The following is a 21,475-nucleotide window of genomic DNA, read 5'->3' on the forward strand; positions in this document are numbered from 1 at the left end:
GCAGCCGTCATTCGACTGGGGACGCTCACTCGTTTTCACCGGATCCGCCGTTGCCTTCCGTCGTTCCCCTCTGTTGCAGCAGAACCGGTGTCCACCAAGGCGCGGGCAAGCGGGCAAACGCCAACCTTCCTAGCCCAATGGAATCTCCTCCTCTCGTTTCAATCTACCAACCTATTCGCCGTTTGGTATTATTTTCCTTCTTTTGGTACAAAATGTTATCTGATTTTTTCTCGTAAACCCCTGAGGCGGGCGAAAAATCAAACCTGACCTTTTCCGCCCTTTCATGATAAAATAGTTAGATAGAGTACAAACCACCATAAACGAGGGAAGACCATGCACGTATACGCCCTGGTTGGCCCCAGCGGCACCGGCAAAAGCCACCGGGCCATCCGGCTCGCCGCCGAACTCCATTGCCAGGTGATCATCGATGACGGCCTGATCATTGAGGAAAACCGCATCTTGGCGGGAACGACAGCCAAGCGGTCCCCCACCCGCCTGGGCGCGATCAAGACCGCCCTCTTTCAGGAAGAGGCGCACCGGGATGAGGCACGGGCGGCGCTGCTGCGCTGTTCGCCACAAGGGATCCTGGTTCTGGGCACCTCTGAAGGGATGGTGGAGAAGATCGCCGCCCGCCTGGAACTGCCGGCGCCGGAAAAGATCGTCTACATCCACGATATCGCCTCCTCTAACGAAATCCGCAAAGCCCGCTATAACCGCGCCCATCACGGACGCCATGTCGTCCCCGCCCCTGCCTTGGAAGTGACCCGGAACTGGACAGACGCCCTGATCAACCCCGTGAAGGTCTTTTTCCAAAAGAAGGGTTCTGAACGCAAGACTTGGGCCGAACAATCTGTCGTCCGTCCCACCTTCACCTCCCTGGGCAACCTGTCTATCTCGACCCCGGCCATCGTGGCCGGCATCACCCATCAGGTGCAGGAGGTTCCCGGAGTAGCCGATGTGGGCAGCATCAGCATCACCCATGGCGATGACGGCGTCACCGTCCGCCTCCCCATCACCGCCGTCTACGGACAGCCCCTCCATGTGCTGGGGCGCAAGGTGCAGCGCCTGGCTTTTGACATCCTGGAGACGATGGGCATCTCCGTGTTGGCCGTCGATGTAACGATCGAGAAGCTGCTTATTAAATAGACGAGCGAACAGCGATGTTCAACAATTCCGTGTTTATGAACAATAGCGCAATCAGACTGCCGGCGGTAGAACGCGCTGGTTTTGTTCAAACACCAACGATAAGAAAGGCAACCCCCTTCCGGCATGATCTGGAAGGGGGTTGCCCGTTTTCCGGGACAGAATAAGGTTAAGGATTAGAAAAACAGCAGAGAAGAAGGGAGCGGCAGCCTGTGGCCGATATGTTCCGCATCCTGGCTGAACAACGGATCCGCGAAGCCATCGACAAAGGGGAACTGGACGACCTGCCTGGGAAAGGCAAGCCCGTCGACCTAGATGAAATGGCCATGGTCCCCCCGGAAATTCGCGCCATGATCCGGTATATGAAAAATGCCGGCATCGTCCCGGAGGAGGTGCAACTCTTCAAGGAGATCGAAGCGCTGAATGCCCGGCTGGATGGCGCGAAAAGCGACGACGAAAAGCAGGCGTTGCGAAAGAAGCTCCATGATTTGAAACTCGAACTCAATGTCCTGCTGGAGCGAAAAAAGGGCAGCGCTCCCCCCCTAAAAAGCTGATTACCGGAGGCCTATCCGACAATCTCAATAAACCGCTGCAAAAGCATTCTCCCGTAAGGATGCTCCACTACGCTTTTCAGCAGTTTCTCCGGATCTTGCCCTTCCGCAATCAACGGCTCTTTCTGGGCATCGATGTAATCGCTGGTGACGGCGGCGTTGAACTCCGGGTGAAATTGCACTCCCCAGATATGGCCGTCGAGGACGAAGGCATGATGGGGTTCAAAGTCGTTGCGGGCCAGCAGCGTCGCCGCTTCAGGGAGTTGAAAGACGGTCTGGGCATGGGTGACATGACCCCAAAATCGTTCCGGCAGGCAACGGAGCAAGGGGTCTTTTTTCCCCGCCTCCGTCAGATCGATCGCAACGGCCCCCACCTCTTTGCCCCTGGGGTGATAGCCCACTTCGCCGCCGAAGGCGCAGGCCAGCAACTGGTGACCGTAACAGATACCGAGTATAGGAATGCCTGTCGGTCTTACATCCCGCAGCCAGGAGGACAAGTTCTCCATTCATCGTTGTCGGTGACCATGGCGTGAGACCCGGTGATCACGACCGCCTTGATCTCTGACAGACCGGGCAACTCAGCGCCTTCGTACACAGGGGCGATGATCGCCTGCTCGCGACGGAGGCCCATCGGGCGCAGAATAAAGTCCTCAAAGTCGCCCTCGCTGGCGAGGATGGAAGCAAGGGTAGCGCCTGTTTTGATAATGAGCAGTTTCCTCATCATTCCATACCGCCTTCATTATAAAAAGCGTTGCTCCTTTTTGTTGCCAGCAGACCGATCATCACTACGATTCCCGTCATAAAAATGCCAAGGAAGAAAAAAATGATGTAGATGCCCAAGAAACGGGCGAACACCCATAACATATCAAGTTGGGGCGCTTCGGAGCGGTCCATCCCCTTCGCCTCCCCTTATTCTTCTACCTCCCATTAATCTTACTGTAAAAACTTCTCAAGAGGCAAGCATAAAGAGAAGTGGCGCGCCAAACGTTTTGTGACGGGTGCGCCACTTCTTTTTCGTTCTATCTGCCTTAATGCGGTATCTCCTTCAGTGTTTATCCACCTCAACGCGGAAACCACTTTATCGATAAGTCGACGCCTTTCATGCCATTATTTCGGACGCGACAGCGCAAATCGATTCATAGGTGACTTGCAGCAACTGATCCAGTTCGCCGTCGCTCATGCCCAGGATCGGCATCAGGACGAGCACATCACCGAGGGGACGGAGAATGACGCCGCGCTTGCGCGCCTCCAGGATCACCCGGTGCCCCATCCGCAGCGCCGCCGCGAAGGGTTCCTTGGTCGCCTTGTCCTTCACCAGTTCGATGCCCGCCATGAAGCCGCGCTGGCGCACATCTCCCACATGGGGGAGCTCTAGAAAGCGCGCTAGCCCCTGGCGAAGCCCTTCGATCTTCCCTTGCAGACGCTCGATCACACGGTCCCGCTCAAAGATCTCGAGGTTCGCCAGGGCGGCGGCGCAAGCCAGCGGGTTGCCTGTGTAGCTGTGACCATGGAAGAAGGTCTTGTATTCGCTGTAGTCGCCCAAAAAGGCTTCATAGATGTTTTCCGTGGCCAGCGTGGCCGCCAAGGGGAGGTAGCCGCCGGTGATGCCCTTGGCCAGGCACATCAGATCCGGTGAGATCCTTTCCTGCTCACAGGCGAAGAGACTCCCCGTGCGGCCAAAGCCCACAGCCACCTCGTCGGCGATCAGGAGGACGTCGCATTCGGTGCAGAGTTCGCGAACGGACCGGAGGTACCCCGGCGGCGCCGTGATGATGCCGGCTGCCCCTTGGACGAGAGGCTCGATGATGACAGCGGCCAATTCGTCCTTGTGCGCCCGGATGATGCGCTCGAATTCCTCCAAACAGGCAAAGCCGCATTCCTCCGCTTGCCGGCCCAAGGGACAGCGGTAGCAGTAGGGGGCCGGCGCTTTCAAACTCTGGAACAGCAAGGGCCGGTACATCGTATGGTAGAGGTCCATGCCGCCCAGGCTGACGGAGCCGATGGTGTCACCGTGATAGGCGTTCGTGAACGTGAGAAAGCGCTGTTTGCCCCGCTTGCTTTCGTCCGGTTGCTGCTGCCAGTACTGAAAGGCCATCTTCAGGGCGATCTCTACCGATGTCGCCCCCGAGTCGGAGTAAAAGACCCGGCTGAGACCCTCTGGCGTGATCCGGACCAGTTCCTGGGCGAGCCGGATGGCAGGGACATTAGACAGGCCCAGCAGGGTCGAATGGGACACCTGTTCCGCCTGACGCTGGATCGCCTCGTTGATCTCTTTGCGGTTGTGGCCGTGGACCGTCACCCAGAGCGATGAGATGCCGTCGAGGTACTTGCGCCCCTGAGTATCAAAAAGGTAGCTGCCCTCGCCCCGCTCGATGATCAGGTTGTCTTCCCGGCAGTACTCACGCATCTGGGTGAAGGGGTGCCATATGTACCTTTTGTCCAGTTCCTGCAGGTCATCGTTGTCTATTGATCGCATAACCGCGCCGCCTCCTCGGTGAGTTTACCGATATCCAACTGCGCCGCCAGCAGGCGGCAGTACTCTTCAAAGGGATCGGCATGGCCGATATCGCCCATATGGGGCAAGCGCGCCAGTATGGGGAGCCCCGTCATGTGCGCAATCATCTCAGGGCTGGTCTGCTCGGCGAGGTCCGGCGTTTCCGATGCGCCGTTTAGGATGATCCCCAGGACGGGAATCCCTTTTTCCAAGGCATATCGGGCCGTGAGGACGGTGTGGTTGATCGTGCCGAGGCCGGCCCGGGCCACGATCAGGAGGGGAAGCTTCCACAGGCACGCCAGGTCGGCCATGGTAAAATCCGGCGTCGTGACCGGCACAGCCAGGCCGCCGGCCCCCTCGACGAGCACCACATCGTGGCTGTCTGCCAGACGTAGGAAGAATTGACGGAGGACCTCCAGGTTTACGGGCCGCTTGGACAGTTCTGCCGCCACAGCAGGCGCCAAGGGCTGTTCGTAACAAACCGGGCTGAGCCAATCGTCGGGGAGGTCGATTTTCAAGTTATGGCGGTAGAAAGCCAAGTCTTCCCGGAAAAAGCCCCCCTCGTGCCGGGGCGCGCCCGTCTGTACCGGCTTAAAAGGAACGGCGTTGATGCCGGCGGCGGTCATCACCTTGCATAGCGCAGCGGTAACGACCGTTTTTCCGACGCCGGTGTCTGTGCCAGTGACAAAGATGCCTTTATGCAAACATCCATCCTCGCTTTCTCGGACTTTTTCTCCTATGTGATGCTTTCGTTCATTTTCCGATTTGTCTCTGCTTTGGCTTCCTAAACATATATTGCGCCTCTGTTCCTCGATGCGCTTTCGTTCGCCTGCTTTACCTTGTTGTCCCTCGTTGACGCCTTCCTTTGGCTGCCTATGCCTGCTGTTCCTCTTTGGTGGCTTCTTGCGGGAAAATCGGGTTCAGCGCAGTCCCGCGCAAGGACCACAACTTTATCCCAATATAAGCCGCCGCGCCGCTCAGCAGGATATCGCCAGGCAGGGGAAGCAGGATGCCGTACAGCAGGGTGTTCCAAAGGGTGATCGACTTGGCGAGAACGAGATTCATGATCCCGTAGAGGTAGACGGCGCCGAGACCGTAGATGACGGCCAGCCCGGCCAAGCTGGCCCCAAAGAGTTGGACGACGCTCGGCTTTTCTAGCCTCTCTGTCAGACGGCCGATGAGCCAGGCGCCAATGGCAAAGCCGATCAGATAGCCGAAGGTCGGCTTGAGGATATACCCCGGCCCACCCCCTTCGGCAAAGACAGGCAGCCCGATGAGGCCGATGCCAATGTAAACCAACTGACTGGCCAGGCCCATTCGGCTGCCCAGGGCGAGGCCGGCCATGGCGACGAAAAGGTACTGCAAGGTAAAAGGAACAAACGGCACAGGAACCTTGATAAAAGCGCCGGCCGCCGTCAACGCGGCGAAGAGCGCCACCTGCGCCATCTCTCGGGGTGTCCAACCCATAGTGGTTAGCCTCCTTTTGTCGACGTGCGTTCTGTTGTTCTGTTGACAAATATACTGTACTGATCGTCGCGCCTTATGTCAACCATGTATTCAGAATCAAGTTTACAATATAGGCGCAAAAAAGCCCCGGCCGTACAAACAGACGGCCAGGGGCGCCTCATCGAGGAAAATACGTGATCCTTAATCAATGAGCAAAAAGAGTCAGGGCTGCTTGATCAATGCGCCTTTCTCCGACTTCGAAAGACACCGGCCAACACGAGCACTTTCCCGGCCAGTGTCCATGCTGTCACTGGTTCATCGAGGAAGACCCGGCCGAGGATGACGGCAATAACGAGATTGACGTAGGCGTAGGTCATGACGAGACTCGTCAGCAACAGACGCAGCGCCAGCTTCCTCAGCCCAAATGATGGCGGTAGCAGATCATGTTCGATCGCCCGTACCCCAAGCGGTGATAAAAATCGTGAGCCGGACCGTTGTCAGCGTCAACGAGGACGGTGACGCGCAAAAACCCTTCTTCCCGGGCCATGGCAAAAACATGTTCCATCAACAATCGTCCGTAGCCCTTTCCCCGCGCTTCGCCGGAGATGATCAAGTCCTCCAGGACGATCACCGGTCCTCCTTCGGCGGTGCTGACAGAAAAGAGCAGGTTGGCCATGCCGATGACCTTCCCTTCCGCTCTCAGTACGAGCAAACGGCCCCTATCGGGATAGGCCAGGATCAACTTCAACCCCCGCACCTGTTTGTCCGGGTCGGGGAGAAAATCCTTTTCCAGCCGAAACAGTTCGTCAAGGAGCGACACCATAGCCGGTATGTCGTCTGTCGTAGCCTGTTCGACGGAGATCGGCGACTTCATCTGCGACATTTCTGCATTCACCTCATAAAATTACTTTTGTTAAATCGCTGTCACACTCCTACGCTAAACATGCTGGTTTTGATATCCCTATAGCTCTGGCCCTCTATGCTTCTCCTCCTGCCTGAGGAATACCCCGCATCGTCAGTCCGACGCGCTCCCGCTGCCGGTCCACCGAGAGGACGGCCACGGTGACGATGTCCCCGATGGCGACGACCTCCATGGGGTGGCGGACGAACTTGTCGGCCAGTTGGGAGACATGGACGAGGCCGTCATGTTTGACGCCGATGTCGACGAAGGCGCCAAAATCGACGACATTGCGGACCGTCCCCTGCAAGACCATGCCTTCCTTCAGGTTGTCGATGGAAAGCACCTCTGAGGAAAAGCGCGGCTTGGGCAGGTCCTCCCGAGGGTCGCGGCCCGGTTTCATCAAGGCTTCGATGATGTCCTTCAAGGTGGGCACGCCGAGGCCGGTCGTCTCCGCCATCTTCGTCACATCCACCTTGGTCAGGGCCAGCTTCAGTTCGCCATGGCGGGGACCGCGAATATCGGCAGGTCCGAAGCCGAGGGCTTTTAAGAGGGCCAGAGCGCCGTCATAGGATTCGGGGTGAACGGGCGTGTTATCAAGGGGATTGTCCCCGTCGGGGATGCGCACAAAGCCGGCACACTGGACGAAGGCTTGCGGGCCGAGGCGGCTCACCTTTTTCAACTCTGCCCGTTTGCGGAAAGGCCCCTTTTCCTCCCGGTAGGCGACGATGTTCTTGGCGACCTGGGGCGAAACACCGGCGACATAGCGAAGCAGCGATGTGGACGCCGTATTCAGATCAACGCCGACGGTGTTCACGCAGGACTCGACGACGCCGCCCAGCGTCTCTTCGAGGCGCTTCTGGTTCATGTCGTGCTGGTACTGACCGACACCGAGGGCTTTCGGCTCGATCTTGACCAGTTCGGCCAGAGGGTCCTGGAGGCGGCGGCCGATGGAAACGGCGCTGCGCAAGGACAGGTCGAACTGGGGAAACTCCTCGCCCGCCAAGGGGGACGCCGAATAAACGGAGGCGCCGGCTTCGCTGACGATGATGAACTGGACGGCTTGCTCCATCTCGCCGATCGCCTCGGCTACGAAAGCCTCCGTCTCACGGCTGGCCGTGCCGTTGCCGATGGCGATCAACTCGAAGCCGTGTTTTTTGACGATCTGACGGAGGTTTCTCTTCGCTTCTTCCCAGCGCTTTTGGGGCTCATGGGGGTAGATGACGCCCACTTCCAGCAGGCTGCCTGTCTCCGTCAGGGCCGCCCACTTGCAGCCGGTGCGAAAACCGGGGTCGAGACCGAGGACGCGGCGGCGGCCGATGGGGGGCTGCATGAGCAGGTTTTTCAGGTTGGCCTGAAAAACCTTCATCGCCTGCTCTTCCGCCTTCTCCGTCAGTTCGTTGCGCAACTCCCGCTCCATCGCCGGAGCCAGGAGTCGCTTGTAGCTGTCGAGCAAGGTCTCTTTGAGCCGGTCCGTGAAAATCGAGGGGCGGACGATGACATGGCCCTCCAGGTGCTGGCCGATGGGTGTCCATTCCACTTCGATTTTGACTTTCAGGACCTTCTCCCGCTCACCGCGGTTGATGGCCAGGACGCGGTGCGGCGGGATTTTGGCCACTGGCTCTTGATAGTCATAGTACATCTGATAAGGTGACGCAGCCTCCGGATCAGCCGCCTTGGCGATCAGGACGCCCTTTCGGGCGGTAAAGGCGCGCACCCAGCGCCGCACCTCGGCGTCTTCCGCCAATTCCTCGGCGATGATGTCGAGAGCGCCTTGCAAGGCCGCCGCCGCATCGGGCACATCCTTTTCAGGGTTCACATAGGACGCCGCCGCTGTTTCCGGCGTTCCTGTACGCAGTTCCTGGGCTTGAATCAGGCGGGCCAGCGGTTCCAGGCCGCGCTCTCGCGCCTGGCTGGCCCGGGTCTTGCGCTTGGGCCGGTAGGGCAGGTAGATATCCTCCACCTCGGCCAGGGTCTTGGCCCGCTCCAGCGCTTTCGCCAGATCATCGGTCCACTTTCCCTGTTCCTCGATGCTCTTGCGGACCTCTTCCTTGCGCTGGGCCAGCGACCGCAGGTAATGGAGCCGCTCGGCCAACTCGCGCAGCTTGTTTTCATCCATCTCGCCGGTGGCTTCCTTGCGGTAGCGGGCGATAAAGGGAATCGTGTTCCCCTCATCCAACAGTTCAATCGCCTTGGCCGCATGGGCGGCATTCAGCCCCAGCTCTTTGGCTATAATATCGGCAACCAACAGATCCTTCTCCTCTTTTTCGGGGCTCCTTACTTGTCGAAGAGTCCGCCTTTTTTGTACTTCTTGATGCCGGGCCGGGCCGACACAGGTCCGCCCTCATCTTTACCCTTTTTCGTATGCCCTTGGCTGGCGCTCTTTTGCTTCTTCTCTTCGATGATCTTCCGCATGAGATCGACGGTCAGCCCGGCTTTTTGTGTCGTTTGCTGCCTTTCGTTCTGAGCGTCCTTCCCGGTTTCTATCTGTGGTTGTTCTTCTTGCTGATTTTTTTGTTTTTCTTCCATTGCAAAATTCCTTCCTTAGGTGTTCTTCATCAAAAAAGCCTGTTCCAGCGTTAATATGCCGACAAAACCGCTCTTACCACCGCCTATCGGTAAAATAAGCGATGGGATGCTCTCCTCGCGATTGGCCTCGGCGCCGCCCCGCTTTTCTCCATGGCAGTCCTTTTCCTCCCTGTAATTCCCTGTTTACGGATTCCCTCATTTCAGGTTAAAATGGTATGTCCGAAGGATTACAGAGGATGAAAGGCGGTTCGTGGATGAACGGAAATGAAGTGCGTTCCTACCTGTTGTCTCCCGAGGAATTAGAAGAGCTGTGGGCCCGCCTGGGTAAACCAGGAGAATTGGCCCCCGGCATCAAGGCTCCGAAGAAGCGCAACAAGTCATCGGCGCACCGCCCCGAAGATCCGAAGGAATGATGTAGGCTCCTCTTTCGTTTCGGTCCTGGCTCTGCCGGGGCTTTTCTTTTTTAAATGAAAAGAGGCGACCGCCTCTTGTAAGACTACCGTCATTTTCGGCAGGAGCGTTCGAGCTTGGCCGCCTCCCTTTTGAGCGCCGGCAGTTGGGCCTGGAGCTTGGTGAGGGCTTCCGCCACAAGGGGGAACAACGTGGAATAGCGGTCTGTCGACAGGTTCACTTCAAAGGAGACGGCATCGGCGGTGTGGCGAGGGTGGATGGAAATTCGCTCCGGTAGCATTGCCTGGGCAGCCTCTTTGCTAGAGCCCATTTCGTCGGCTACTCTTGTGCCAGGCGCTTCCAAACTAGCAACTTCCGACATGGCGGCCTCTTCTCCAGATACCATAGCACCGGCAACCTCCGCAGCGTCGGCCAGCACCCGGGCGCTGAGCACGCCGAACTCGAAGGGGGCCGGTACGGTGCGGATGACAACCCGTTCCCCAAAAAAGGACTCCATCGAATGGAGAACCGGGAAATCCAGCAAAGGCTCGATCGCGTCTACCGTACCCGCGATCTGGTTCGGTCCGGCCGCCTCGAGTTCCTCCAAAGAGCCATAGCCGTAGGCGACGGCCATCGAGGCGATCCCGTTCGCCTTGGCGCCGATGATATCATGCTCGCGGTCGCCCACCATGATGACGCGCCGGCGCTCGACCTGGGGGAAGTGTTCCAGCGCCGCTGCGATGACCTCCCCTTTGGCGCAGCGGGTGCCGTCCAGATTGCTGCCGACAATATGAGCAAAGTAGTGTTCGAGTCCGAAGTGGCGCAGGATCTGTTCCGCGAAAACAGTCGGTTTTGACGTGGCCACAGCCAGCGCGGTCCCAGAAGCGGTCAGCCGGTCGAGAAGGTCGGCGACCCCCGGGAAGACGGCGTTTTCGTACATCCCCGTCACGGAGAAGTATTCTCGGTAATAGGCCACCGCCTGACGGGCCTCTTCCTCGTCAAAGCCGTAGAAGTGTCGAAAAGAATCGAGGAGCGGCGGCCCGATGAAGGGGATCAGGCTGTCGAGCTCCTCCACCTCTATGCCATACTTGGCCAGGGCGTATTGAACCGACTTGGTGATGCCTGTCTTCGGATCGGTCAGCGTTCCATCCAGGTCGAACAGAATCAGGTCATAGTGAGACATGGCACACTCCTTTGGCGGAATAAGGCTTAGGGTTATTCGCCTACTTCCCCCGCTTCATCGCGCCGGGGCGGTTTCGGCCCGTAGAACTGGTAGTAGTTGCACTGGATGCGACCGTTGTAGAGTTTTCGCTTCTTGTCGGCCTTGCGCCCGAAGAGCGCCTCAAAACCGGGGTGGGAGGTGAGCACATAGAAGGACCATGTGTCGAGGCTGGAAAAGACCTTGCCCATCTCCCGGTAGAGGCCTTCCACCTCCCGCTGTTCTCCCAAGCGCTCGCCATAGGGCGGGTTGCAGATCAGATGGCCGTACTTGAAGCGGGAGCGGGTCTCTGACATAGGCAGGCGCTGCAAGTGGACCTTCGTGTCGACACCGGCCTTGCGGGCATGGTGGCGGGCCAGGCTGAGCGCCCCTTCATCGATATCGGTTCCGGTGATGCGCAGTTCCCGGTCTAGGGCAGCCAGGCTGTCTGCCTCATCGCGGGCTTCTTGCCAGAGGGAGGCCGGGATCTGGCCCCACTGCTCGGCGGCGAACTCCCGGTTGCGGCCCGGCGCCAGGTTGAGGCCGATCATGGCCGCTTCGATGGGGATGGTGCCGGTGCCGCAGAAGGGATCGTGCAGCACCCGATCGTGGCGCCAAAAGCTGAGTTGGATCATGGCGGCCGCCAGCGTCTCCTTCAAGGGCGCTTGTCCCACCAGATCGCGGTAGCCGCGTTTATGCAAGCCGGCGCCGCTCGTGTCGATGGTCAAGGTGGCCACATCCTTTAAGAGCGCCACTTCGACGGTGTAGCGGGGGCTCTTTTCGTCAAACCAGGAACGATTGTACCGCTGCTTCATCTTTTCGACGATGGCCTTTTTGGCGATAGCCTGGCAGTCGGAGACGCTGAACAGCTTGGAGCGGACCGATTTCCCTTCCACGGGAAACTCGGCGTCCTCCGGCAGCCAGTCCGGCCAGGGCAAGGCCTTCGTCCCCTGAAAGAGTTCTTCAAAGGTGGTTGCCGGGAAGGAACCTACCTTGACCAGGACCCGGTCGGCCGAACGCAGCCAGAGGTTGGTCCGGCAGATGGCCGCCTCGTCGCCGCGAAAGATGACCCGGCCGTCTTCGACCATCTGATCGTCATATCCCAAGTCCCGCAGTTCCCGGGCGACAACCGCTTCCAAACCGAAGGCGGCTGTCGCGATGAGTTCGATTTTTGCCATTTCTTCACCTGCATGAGGGGCGCCCGGATCGCTGGGCGCCCCGTTTTTTTCGTGGTTATTTTTCCCGTGACTATAGTATAGGTGTGAACGCCGAAAAGGGCCAGATAAATTCCCTACGATCGGATGATACTGTGATGACGGTGCATCCATTTGTTGATTGAGCGGTTGCAGTAGAATAGTTTAGAACAAAAAAACAACACGTATTCGGTTGAACCGTGTTGTTCTCAAGTCTCAATCATCGGGGCTCATTCCCCCGGGAGAGCTTCTTGGTACCTCTAGAAGGTTTTTCCCCTACTCATCAATAGTCGTTCTTGCAGTGGTGATGATGATGGGGAGGCGGCCCCAGGGGGATGACGCGTTGCTGTTTTTGGAGCACTTTCAGTGTCAGGACGATGACCATCTTCTCGGTAAACTTCTTAAACAACTCTTCTCCGTCGTCACAGCCGCACTCCTTGTGCTTGATGATGTCTTCCTCATAAATGACAGAGGACAGGAGTTCGCAGAAGGGTTTTTCATTCTTCACATCTACACAGATGGATTCATCGGCGATAAACTTGTGTCCTTCGAATTCGACATTGACGCAGGGTTTCGCCGCATGAAACTGGGGCGGATTGGCAAAGGTGATCGGCGTGACACACTCAAAGGGTACATGTACGGTGCAATGACGGATATCGCCGCACTTGGTGGAACAATTTTCACAGTCCACCGTGGCGTACTCGATGTTCTTGCGCACGTAACCGCCGAGAAAGAGTTTGTTGGATCCGAGCACCAGTTCGCATTGGGTGAGGACGACTTCTTTTTTGATCCGCTTGATCTCCAGGGCATACTGGTCCAGTTCCAGATCGGCTTCCACTTCGATCTGGATCGTCGGCTCTGCCAGCACGACAGGGACCTTCACCTGACCGCAGGCCACATTGCCGGGTGTGTTCGGACAGAGGGGCAGGGTCCGCACACTGACCACCTGGCCGCAGACATCTTTCTTGGGAGACACTTTTCCACCGTCCATGCAGTAGTCCACCTCACAACTCACCTCGCCGCACTCGTATTCGGGCGGCTCGCTACAGCAGTCTTTTTCGCGGCTCTTGTCGGCATGCCAGACACGGTGCCACGAATACGCTTTAGGCGCAGGATATGACGCCTTTCCTTTCTTCGACATTTATTCCACTCCTTTCCTTTTCCATTACATATATATACCAGTCATTGCCAATCGGTTCCCCGGAACCCTACAGTCAAAGAAAAATCCCCCGGCGATCCGGGGGATGAAAAGCTTATTGCTCCTGGTACCACACGTCGGCCGCCCCCGAGGGGTTTTCATCAGCCGTGAACAGGCGGGCCAGGAGTTCTTTTTCATAGACGAGGGGGTACGAGCGGATACTGGCTAGCAATCCCGACGCTGGCGCCCGCACCTCTTCTTCCACCTGTCCCGAGAGGACGTTGACGATCTGGCCAAGCAGTTCGCCCTTACGCAGCATCGTTCCTGCCGTGGCGGTAGGGCGGAAGATGCCGGCGGTCCGAGACAGGACCAAGTGGGTGTGGTTTCGGCCGAAGGACGGCGGCTGGAGCGGCGGCGCCGGAGGAGGACCGACCAGGACTTCTGTCGCCAGCATGAAGTCGATCAGTCCCTGGTAGAGCGTTTCCACCAGGTCGTCATCGATGCGCCGGGCCACGCCGAGCATGAGGATGTAGGGAGAGATGCCCGCTTCCTTCCATTGGTAGGAGAGCTGGGCCTTATAGTGCGGCGTCAACTCCCGCCGCAGCAGATAACGGCAACGCAGGAACGGCGCCAGGCGCAGGTCCTCTTCCGTCGGTGAAAACATGCGCAGGTGAGGGATCTCGAAAAACTGCTCGTTGGAGCCGTGGACATCGAAGGCGTAGTGGGAATCGACGGTGGCCCGGAGGATGCCGTCGGCGATGCGCTGTGTCGTCTCGCCCAGGTCATAGCCGGGAAACATGCGGTTGATGTCGGTGCCATCAAAAGGCCAGTTGCGGGTGGCGAAGTTGACGCCCGGCACATTGACAACCGGGATCAGCCGCACCGTCCCTACCAGGGTGTAAAAGGGCTCCTGGCCTCGTTCCACCCGATCCAAGAAGGCCGCCAGTCGGCTCAAGAGATACATGCCGCTGATCTCGTCGCCGTGCATGCCCGAGACGAGGGAGATGAGGGGTCCGTTACCGCTGCCCCGGAATTCATTTTTGTAGATGACCATCGGTTCGCGAAAGGGGATGTTTAACTCGACGATGGGCTCATGCATCGTCTCTCGCCCCCTCTCCCTCATGGTTCACTGGCGATGCCTGCCTTTGCAGCATCAGCCGGGCTAGCAGCGATCCTTCATAGACGACAGGATGCTCCCGCAAGGTGAAGAGCAAACCGTCCCGCGGGCTGGCAATGACCTGGAGGTCGCTTCCCTTCAAGGGATCGACGATTCTGCCGATGACGTCGCCCTCTTTGATCCAAGCGCCGAAGACATTCGCCTCCGGCACGAAGAGACCCGACGCTTCGGCGTTGAAGTACCAGACCTCGTTGTCGCCGATGACCCGGGGCGCGCACAGGACAGGCAGTTCCTCCTCGGGCAGGTCGAGGATCTCCAGGTGGCAAAGCAGGTGGATGATGCCTTGCAGGAGTTGTTCCGAATAGACTGGGTTGAGGCGCTGGCCGATGCCCATCTCGACCACCAGCGCCGGGACCCCCATCTCGTTCAGGTTCGTCGCCAAGGTTGTCTCCAAGATGGACGAAGAGCAGTGCACCCAGACAATATCGACATTCGACTGTTTCGCCAGGGGCAGCAGCTTCGGCGCGTAGACATCTTGCATCCGGATCTGGGGCATTTCCAGGAGAAACTTGTTGCTGGCATGGATGTCCACCACCAGGTCGGCGCCTTTTAAGTCTTCCAGCAACGCGTGAGCCGCCTGCAAGGGCACATGACCTTCCCGGTTGCCTGGGAATTGACGGTTTAAGTCTACATTGAAAAAGGGCCAGGACCGGTTGAGGCTGCCGAGGCCGAGAGAATTGACGGTGGGGTAAAAATCCACCTGCCCCCGGAACACCTCGGGCCGCTTCTCCCGCAGTTCCTGCAGGTACCGGTTCAGCAGGTAGATGGTGTAGAGCCCTTCCAACTCATCACCATGGATGCCGCTGACGATGGCGGCCCGGGCTGTCGTCTTGCCGTGACCAGCGCGCAGCACATTTTTGCGGATGCTGAACTGGTCCTGGGCCGGCATGCGTATGGTGAGGATCTTCTGTTCCAAGAGCGCGCCTCCTCCGCTGATTCTCTTTATTGGATCACTTGCACGTCCACAGAGACCTGCAACGTCTGCTCCGCTTTGCCCCGGTAGACGCCTTTGACAGGGACGATGTCGGCGTAGTCGCGGCCATGAGCGATCTTGACATGGTGCGGTCCGGCGGGGCAGTTGTTGGTGGGGTCGACACCCACCCACCCTTGCTCCGGCAGCCAGGCCTCCACCCAGGCGTGGGAGGCGCTCTCCCCCCGCAGATAGCCGCCACAGGGGATGTAGCCGCTCACATAGCGGGCAGGGACGCCGCCCAACCGCAGCGCCGCCGCCATCAGGTGGCTGAAGTCCTGGCAGACGCCGACGCCGTTACGCAGGATCTCCCGGATCGACGAATCCACCTCTGTCGCGTTTTTCCGGTACTCATAGCGCTGGTAAATCGCTTCTGCGAGGCGGAGGACTTCCGGCCAGCCGCCTTCCTGCACGTGAAAATCCCCGGCCAGATCCTTGACCTCTGGGAGAAAGAGGCAGTAGTCCGTCTCCATCAGCCATTCGGCGTGGCTTCGGGTCAATGAAGCTCTACAAGAAGACCCTTTGCCGCTGCCGATGCAGGCGCTCCTTTTACCGGCACGAAGATCCCTTATGTTCTCCAGCGCCAAACCGCCCCTTTGTCCCTCTTCCCTTTTGAGGGGCAGCCCTGTCTCCACGAGTGATCGGGCCTCGATGATCAATTCCACATGGGCTTCAGGAAACCACATCGTCTGAAAGGTGTTGCCAAAAGCGTCCCGATCCTCCTGAACCGCGCCCAGGGGGGATGTATACAGTTCAAAGGAAAGCAACCTTTGGCGGTAATCGGTGAACGGCATCAGCCGTGTCTCACTGACCCCTTCCGTCACTGGGCAGGAATAGTGGTAATGGGTGCGGTGGAAGATGCGAAGTCGCGTCAAGCAGAATCCTCCTCGACGAAGAGGTCGCGCTGGACGGCCTCCCCGATCCGGTTGTTCTCTTGCAGGACTGCCTGCAAAAAGGAGTGCAGGCCCTGGGCCTCAATCTCGTCCATCGTCGTATAGCGAAGGCGCCGGTCCAACTGTTCCAGAAGGCGCACCGACTCGGGAATCTGGCCGACGCCCGTAAAGGCGCGCTGGGCCGCCAGCAAAGCCTGGTCAGCGCAAAAGGCCAAGGAACGCGGGAAGTCGCCATCATGGACCAGAAAGGTCGTCACATCCTGCGGAGTCACCCGCCCGCCCCCGGCGCGTCGGTAGGCCTCATAGGCGCTGACCGAAGAGAGCACCCGCAGCCAGAGTTCCTCATCGGAGGCGTTGGGGTAATAATGGACCACGTCCAGGATGCGCGCCGTCTTGTCGATCCGCTCCAGATAACGGCCGATGCGGAGGAAGGCGCCATCCTCCCCGTGGGGGAGGATGGCCTCGATCAACCCCTGAAAGATCATCGACTGCCGCTTCACCAGATCGAGAAAAGGATAGACGACGTTCTCGCCGACGCGGTGGGCGCAGGCGCGGAGGGTGAGGTGAAAGCGGTTGACCACCTCATAGAGCTCATTGGGCAGCCGTTCCCGCACCGCCAGGGCGTTTTCCCGGGCTTGGGTGGCGCAGGCGACGATGGAGTTCGGGTTGGCTTCGCTAAAAGCGAGAAAATCGAAGACAGAGGCGGCATTCGCCTCATCATAGAGGCGATGGAAGTCGACGACATTTCCCGTCACCGCCACCAGGGGCTCCCAGGAGGCGGTTTCACCGGAGAAGGGCCGCACAAAATTCACTTCCAGAATGCGTGCGTTGTTCTCGGCTCGCTCGATAAATCGACTCAACCAGATCAAGCTGTCGGCATGGCGACAACTCAGCATACGATCCGGCACTCCCTTTCCTCTGCTTGCTCCTGTCCATCCAACTGGACGACCCAGGTGTCCTTGCTGCCGCCGCCCTGGGAGGAATTGACGACGAGGGAGCCTTTGCGCAAGGCCACTCGCGTCAGCCCGCCGGGGATCACCTGCTCCCCGCCGATGACAAAGGGGCGCAGGTCGATGTGGCGGCCTTCAAAACGCCCGTTGACCAGGGATGGACTCTGGGACAGGTTGATCGTCGGCTGGGCGATGTATTCCTTCGGATCTTTCACGATAGCCCGGGCGAAGTCCTCGATCTCCGCCGGCGACGCCTTCGGTCCGATCAGCATCCCGTAACCGCCGGCGCCGGTCGTCTTTTTGACCACCATTTTGTCCAGATTGGCCAGGACATGGCCCCGTTGCTCCGGATCGTGGAGCAGGTAGGTGGGCACGTTCTGCAGGATCGGCTCCTCGTTCAGGTAGTAGCGGATCATCTGCGGCACATAGGCGTAGATGGCCTTATCGTCAGCCACCCCTGCCCCAGGGGCGTTGACCAGAGCCACCTGGCCCGCCCGATAGGCGCTCATCAGCCCCGGAACGCCCAGCACCGAATCGGAACGAAAGACGAGGGGGTCAAGGAAGGCGTCGTCGATGCGCCGGTAGATCACGTCAACCTGCTTCAGCCCCTCCACGGTTCGCATGAAGACCCGGTTGTTCAGCGTCAGCAGGTCCTTCCCTTCAACCAGGTGGATCCCTAACTGCTGGGAGAGGAACACATGGTCATAGTAGGCCGAGTTGTACTTGCCCGGCGTCAGGAGCACCACCGTCGGGTTCGACGTCTGCCTAGGCGACAAAGAGCGCAGGTAGCGGGCGAAAAAGCTGAGGGCCGGCAGGATTGGCCGGATGCGGTACTTGCGGCACATGTCGGGAAAGAGCCGCTGCATCATCTGCCGGTTTTCGAAAATATAGCTGATCCCCGAGGGCACGCGCAGGTTGTCTTCCAGCACCAGATACTGCCCTGCCGGGTCGCGGATGATGTCGATGCCCGCCAAGGTGACGTACTGGCCGAAAGGCACTTTGGTGCCAACCATGGCCCAGCAGTAATCGGGATGGGTCACCACCAACTCGCGGGGAACGATCCCCTCATGGAGGATCTCCTGCTCATGGTAGATGTCGCGCAAAAACAGGTTCAGCGCTCGCACACGCTGGCGAACGCCCCGCTCCAAGAAGGACCACTCGTCCATCGGGATCAAGCGGGGCAGGATGTCAAAAGGCAGTGTCCGTTCGAGGTTGGCCGAGTCCTGGTAGACCGTAAAGGTCACACCGAGACGGTTAAACATCCGCCGGGCCTTCCGGCTCTGCTCTTCCAGCGCCGATGATCGCAGGCCGGAGAAATGAGCAAAGACCCTTTCATAACAGGGCCGGATCTGATAGTCGTCAAAGAACATCTCGTTGAAGCAACCTTTGACGATACCGCTTTCAAACACGGACATACCTCCTAACTTGGACACAAAAAAAAGAAGCCGCCTCAACCTTGCTGAAGAAGAGCTTCTTTGCTCGACGCACACCATATATATTATAGCGGAAACAAAAACCGGATAATAGTAGATTCCTGGGGAATTGTTCCTGGGAGTAATGTTAAATTTATGTTAATCTATGAACCCCACCTGTTCATCGAAACAGGAACCCTTGTTGTGCTACCGGATACTCGCCGAGCGAAAGGGATTATGTTGATCTTTAGACGCTAAGGAGGAATTTTTTGATTTACAGGGAATATTTTCTTGGTACGCCTAAGAAAAATAACATTTCCGTCAACAGTTAAAGCAACATCCGCTGTCATCTCCACGAATCAGTGAGGAGGTTATTTTGTGATGCTTTTGCCGCCGAGTCGCACCGCCTCTCTATCGTCGAAAAAAGCCATCGTCAGTCTCTCTTTGGCATTGCTCCTGGGACAAGCCTTGCTTCCCCTGAGCGCTTCTGCCGATGTGTTCTCTGCAACTGGAGACGGGAGCGCTTCGCCGTCAGCCGTGGACTATCTGATGCTGCCCACCCCGGAGGTCGTCCTCCGCAGCGATCAAGTTTTGAAGGCATTAGTGGCATCCAACCCTGATCTGTCCAAGCTAAGGGTCTCCAGCAAGCAACTCCAACTGTACAGTGAAGAACAGATGAGTTGGGGCGTTTCCGGCCGTAAAGCGGATTGGACCATCCATCTGGAAGAGCCAAACGGAAATAACTTTTCTCACCTTACCTTCGATGGTGAAACAGGCCAACTGATCAGTTTCAACCGCAACCTATTCCCCAACTTCGATGAGCCGAAGGCAGATTCGTCGCAAAAACCGCTCCCCTCGAAGGAAGCGTCCATTGAAAAGGCTGTCGCATTCTTAAAAATCGCTGCCAGAGACCGGCTTGACCAGTACCACCTCATGGAGGCGGCGCCTGATCAGATGGTGTACATACAGGCCAATGACGAGCGGGTGCATCGCTATATGACGGTCCGCTTTCGCCGGAACGTCAATGACATCCCCCTGATGAACAGCGCTTGGTCGATCAGCATCGACAACGACGGACAGGTCTTTCAAGCCAAAAATACGGAACCGAAAGATCTGCCCCCGTCGGTGTTCCCCGCTCCTGCAGACGTCGTCCCAAAGGAAACACTGCAGCCGGCGGTTGAGCAGGCAGTCAAGCTTCGGCTGGTATACGCTCCCCCCGTCCCAGGTGTTGAGCCTTCCAGTAAAAAGGCTCGTTTAGTGTACTGGGTCGAAACGCTTCCCATCGACGCCGAGACAGGAACCCCCCAGTCCAACCCGGAACCGGCGCAGGAACGTTGGCAGTTAAAAGGCAAGAGTGATTTCGTCATCAAAAACGGAAAAGACGCCGCTGCCTGGCTGAGGAAGATCACTGGGATCGACATGACCGGGTTGGAACTGGAGAGCGAAGACTGGCACAGCCGCCCCGGAGCAGAGAAGATGCAGGAATACCGCTGGCGGCATAAGGTACAGCCGAACAACGAAGTGGAAGGCGGAGTCAACGTTGCCTACAACCTAACTGTTAACGGAACAACCGGAGCGGTCACCGGCCTCCACGCCGTTTCTGATATGGAAAGGAATCCTGAAGGAACAAAAGTGACGGAGCATCAGGCGAAGGCACAGGTGCGTGAGTTTTTAGAATCAGTTCTGCCAAAAGGCGATTACGATCTTAGCGTAACCCTAGTCCAGGATTCCCCCATGCCGGAATGGGTTGACCGCAACAAACTGCCTCAAGGCTTGCTAGCACAGAGCAGAGATTATTACTTCGCTTGCCACATCAATCGACAAGGCTTACGGGACTACTCGTCCTATCTCAACGTTGCGATCAACAAAAGCACCGGAAAAGTCTCTCACTATTTCGTGATGGAATCGCCTTTTTCCGAATACCCTGCCCCTTCGAAAGCGATGCCGATCGCTCAGGCCAAAGAGATCGTCATGAAGCAGTGTACTCCCGAACTGGTGTATGATTGGCCCGAATATTACAATCAGCGGGCGCCTAAAGCCAAACTCCAGTACCGATTGACACGCGATTTTGCGCCGTTCCAGATCGACGCCCTTACCGGTGAAGTGATCAAGTAACAGAAAACAAATAGAAACATCATTTACGATGTCCGTAAATAAATGTCCTGCCCTATGCCCATGAGGAAGCCTGCCTTGTAACGGCGGGCTTTCTTGTTTTCCCCATGAGAGCAATCTAGAATTGGCTTAGTTCTTTGAAAATAATATGACGAGGCACTTGTAAATAACCGGCTTATCCTGTATACTACGTGTATAGTCCTGATATGGTGAAACGCTACTCTTCTCGATTGCCTGTGGCTAGGGAGGTTTGACGGATATCCCTAGACAGGGCAAATTATGAGGAGGGTTTTTTCATGTTTCAAGACAAAGTGTTAGCCTGCAAAGAGTGTGGTTGCGAGTTCGAGTTTACCGCTTCTGAACAAGAGTTCTACGCGGAAAAAGGTTTCACCAACGAACCTGGCCGCTGCCCCCAGTGCCGCGCCGCTCGCAAAGCCCAAAACAACAACAGCCGCGGCGGCTATCGCCAAGAGCGCGAAATGTTCCCGGTCACCTGCTCTTCCTGCGGCAAGGAAACCACCGTTCCTTTCCAGCCTCGTGGCGATAAGCCCGTCTACTGCCGCGACTGCTTCCAGCCCCAACCCCGCAGCAATCGCTGGTAAACTTCACTAGATCCAAAAAGCCCGCCTTAGTTGGCGGGCTTTTTTGTTCTTCATTCCCCCTGCAATTCCAGTCAGTGTAAGCGCAATCTGGCCGTTTGAAATTTTACGAATGGCGATTACTTTGTCAAATACACCCCATCGCCCTTTACCCAGCAGTTGGACCATTCCATTTACGTTCTATCGAGCCAATAGGTCGCTCACCATGGATTTCACATGGTCCGTGCATTTTTTGCAACCGGTGCTCACCTTTGTGGCAGACTGTACTTCTTCAAAGGATTTGGCGCCCTTGGCGATGGCATCTTGCAAGTCTCCGTAAATGACCTTTTTGCATCCGCAGACAATTTTACTCGCGTCCATTTCGTTCCTCCTCATCAGACAA

General features: G+C 57.7%; 24 protein-coding genes. 5 read left to right on the forward strand and 19 right to left on the reverse strand.

Features of this window, described 5'->3' with window-relative positions:
* Nucleotides 1-333: 333 nt before the first annotated feature.
* Nucleotides 334-1,146: an Asp23/Gls24 family envelope stress response protein gene (locus tag AC0CW1_RS07570; RefSeq protein WP_488182459.1), complete on the forward strand. Its 813-nt coding sequence runs from the start codon at nt 334-336 to the stop codon at nt 1,144-1,146.
* Nucleotides 1,147-1,364: 218 nt separating this feature from the next.
* Complete coding sequence (locus AC0CW1_RS07575; protein ID WP_488184112.1) at nt 1,365-1,697, forward strand: DnaJ family domain-containing protein; 333 nt, start codon at nt 1,365-1,367, stop codon at nt 1,695-1,697.
* A gap of 11 nt (nt 1,698-1,708) precedes the next feature.
* Here the strand turns inward: AC0CW1_RS07575 and AC0CW1_RS07580 are convergent, their stop codons facing one another.
* The 10 genes from AC0CW1_RS07580 to AC0CW1_RS07625 form a co-directional block, all read right to left on the reverse strand.
* Nucleotides 1,709-2,200 carry a glutamine amidotransferase-related protein gene (locus tag AC0CW1_RS07580; protein WP_488182460.1) on the reverse strand — a complete coding sequence of 164 codons (492 nt, stop codon included), beginning with the start codon at nt 2,198-2,200 and terminating at the stop codon, nt 1,709-1,711.
* The gene (locus AC0CW1_RS07585; RefSeq protein WP_488182461.1) at nt 2,167-2,415 is read right to left on the reverse strand and encodes a hypothetical protein; all 249 of its coding nucleotides are present in this window, start codon (nt 2,413-2,415) and stop codon (nt 2,167-2,169) included. Before AC0CW1_RS07585 ends, AC0CW1_RS07580 begins: the two co-directional genes overlap by 34 nt.
* Nucleotides 2,415-2,588, reverse strand: a complete 174-nt coding sequence (locus AC0CW1_RS07590) for a hypothetical protein (RefSeq protein ID WP_488182462.1) — start codon at nt 2,586-2,588, stop codon at nt 2,415-2,417. The genes AC0CW1_RS07585 and AC0CW1_RS07590 overlap by 1 nt, the downstream gene beginning before the upstream one ends.
* A gap of 205 nt (nt 2,589-2,793) precedes the next feature.
* Complete coding sequence (gene bioA, locus AC0CW1_RS07595) at nt 2,794-4,170, reverse strand: adenosylmethionine--8-amino-7-oxononanoate transaminase (RefSeq protein WP_488182463.1); 1,377 nt, start codon at nt 4,168-4,170, stop codon at nt 2,794-2,796.
* Nucleotides 4,158-4,892, reverse strand: a complete 735-nt coding sequence (gene bioD / locus AC0CW1_RS07600) for a dethiobiotin synthase (RefSeq protein WP_488182464.1) — start codon at nt 4,890-4,892, stop codon at nt 4,158-4,160. The genes bioA and bioD overlap by 13 nt, the downstream gene beginning before the upstream one ends.
* A 169-nt stretch (nt 4,893-5,061) precedes the next feature.
* Nucleotides 5,062-5,655 carry a biotin transporter BioY gene (locus AC0CW1_RS07605; RefSeq protein ID WP_488182465.1) on the reverse strand — a complete coding sequence of 198 codons (594 nt, stop codon included), beginning with the start codon at nt 5,653-5,655 and terminating at the stop codon, nt 5,062-5,064.
* Nucleotides 5,656-5,870: 215 nt separating this feature from the next.
* Nucleotides 5,871-6,029 (reverse strand): hypothetical protein, encoded by a 159-nt coding sequence (locus tag AC0CW1_RS07610; protein WP_488182466.1) that lies wholly within the window; start codon nt 6,027-6,029, stop codon nt 5,871-5,873.
* A gap of 20 nt (nt 6,030-6,049) precedes the next feature.
* Complete coding sequence (locus AC0CW1_RS07615; RefSeq protein WP_488182467.1) at nt 6,050-6,517, reverse strand: N-acetyltransferase family protein; 468 nt, start codon at nt 6,515-6,517, stop codon at nt 6,050-6,052.
* Nucleotides 6,518-6,611: 94 nt separating this feature from the next.
* On the reverse strand, nt 6,612-8,783 hold the full coding sequence (locus AC0CW1_RS07620) for a Tex family protein (RefSeq protein WP_488184113.1): 2,172 nt from the start codon (nt 8,781-8,783) through the stop codon (nt 6,612-6,614).
* Between the two features lie 26 nt (nt 8,784-8,809).
* A complete protein-coding gene (locus AC0CW1_RS07625; RefSeq protein ID WP_488182468.1) occupies nt 8,810-9,061 on the reverse strand; it encodes a hypothetical protein in 252 nt (83 codons plus the stop codon).
* A 254-nt stretch (nt 9,062-9,315) separates the two neighbouring features.
* Between AC0CW1_RS07625 and AC0CW1_RS07630 the strand changes: the two genes are divergently transcribed.
* Nucleotides 9,316-9,474, forward strand: a complete 159-nt coding sequence (locus tag AC0CW1_RS07630; RefSeq protein ID WP_012281545.1) for a hypothetical protein — start codon at nt 9,316-9,318, stop codon at nt 9,472-9,474.
* A gap of 89 nt (nt 9,475-9,563) precedes the next feature.
* Here AC0CW1_RS07630 and AC0CW1_RS07635 read toward each other — a convergent pair whose 3' ends face one another.
* The 8 genes from AC0CW1_RS07635 to AC0CW1_RS07670 form a co-directional block, all read right to left on the reverse strand.
* The gene (locus tag AC0CW1_RS07635) at nt 9,564-10,634 is read right to left on the reverse strand and encodes an HAD family hydrolase (protein ID WP_488182469.1); all 1,071 of its coding nucleotides are present in this window, start codon (nt 10,632-10,634) and stop codon (nt 9,564-9,566) included.
* A 32-nt stretch (nt 10,635-10,666) separates the two neighbouring features.
* Nucleotides 10,667-11,827, reverse strand: coding sequence for a THUMP domain-containing class I SAM-dependent RNA methyltransferase (locus AC0CW1_RS07640; RefSeq protein WP_488182470.1), 1,161 nt, complete (start codon nt 11,825-11,827; stop codon nt 10,667-10,669).
* A 298-nt stretch (nt 11,828-12,125) separates the two neighbouring features.
* A complete protein-coding gene (locus AC0CW1_RS07645; RefSeq protein ID WP_488182471.1) occupies nt 12,126-12,983 on the reverse strand; it encodes a CsxC family protein in 858 nt (285 codons plus the stop codon).
* A 112-nt stretch (nt 12,984-13,095) separates the two neighbouring features.
* The gene (locus AC0CW1_RS07650; protein ID WP_488182472.1) at nt 13,096-14,079 is read right to left on the reverse strand and encodes a M14 family metallopeptidase; all 984 of its coding nucleotides are present in this window, start codon (nt 14,077-14,079) and stop codon (nt 13,096-13,098) included.
* Nucleotides 14,072-15,073 carry a M14 family metallopeptidase gene (locus AC0CW1_RS07655; protein WP_488182473.1) on the reverse strand — a complete coding sequence of 334 codons (1,002 nt, stop codon included), beginning with the start codon at nt 15,071-15,073 and terminating at the stop codon, nt 14,072-14,074. The genes AC0CW1_RS07650 and AC0CW1_RS07655 overlap by 8 nt, the downstream gene beginning before the upstream one ends.
* 26 nt (nt 15,074-15,099) lie before the next feature.
* The gene (locus AC0CW1_RS07660) at nt 15,100-16,002 is read right to left on the reverse strand and encodes a transglutaminase family protein (protein ID WP_488182474.1); all 903 of its coding nucleotides are present in this window, start codon (nt 16,000-16,002) and stop codon (nt 15,100-15,102) included.
* Nucleotides 15,999-16,916: an alpha-E domain-containing protein gene (locus AC0CW1_RS07665; protein WP_488182475.1), complete on the reverse strand. Its 918-nt coding sequence runs from the start codon at nt 16,914-16,916 to the stop codon at nt 15,999-16,001. The genes AC0CW1_RS07660 and AC0CW1_RS07665 overlap by 4 nt, the downstream gene beginning before the upstream one ends.
* Complete coding sequence (locus AC0CW1_RS07670; protein WP_488182476.1) at nt 16,910-18,379, reverse strand: circularly permuted type 2 ATP-grasp protein; 1,470 nt, start codon at nt 18,377-18,379, stop codon at nt 16,910-16,912. Before AC0CW1_RS07670 ends, AC0CW1_RS07665 begins: the two co-directional genes overlap by 7 nt.
* A gap of 384 nt (nt 18,380-18,763) precedes the next feature.
* Between AC0CW1_RS07670 and AC0CW1_RS07675 the strand changes: the two genes are divergently transcribed.
* Both AC0CW1_RS07675 and AC0CW1_RS07680 read left to right on the forward strand, forming a co-directional pair.
* Nucleotides 18,764-20,497: a YcdB/YcdC domain-containing protein gene (locus tag AC0CW1_RS07675; RefSeq protein ID WP_488182477.1), complete on the forward strand. Its 1,734-nt coding sequence runs from the start codon at nt 18,764-18,766 to the stop codon at nt 20,495-20,497.
* 293 nt (nt 20,498-20,790) lie between these two features.
* Entirely contained in the window at nt 20,791-21,096 is a 306-nt protein-coding gene (locus AC0CW1_RS07680) for a zinc-ribbon domain containing protein (protein ID WP_488182478.1), read from the forward strand.
* Between the two features lie 177 nt (nt 21,097-21,273).
* Here AC0CW1_RS07680 and AC0CW1_RS07685 read toward each other — a convergent pair whose 3' ends face one another.
* A complete protein-coding gene (locus tag AC0CW1_RS07685; protein WP_488182479.1) occupies nt 21,274-21,453 on the reverse strand; it encodes a (2Fe-2S)-binding protein in 180 nt (59 codons plus the stop codon).
* Nucleotides 21,454-21,475: the final 22 nt, after the last annotated feature.

The organism is Heliomicrobium sulfidophilum (assembly GCF_057715735.1).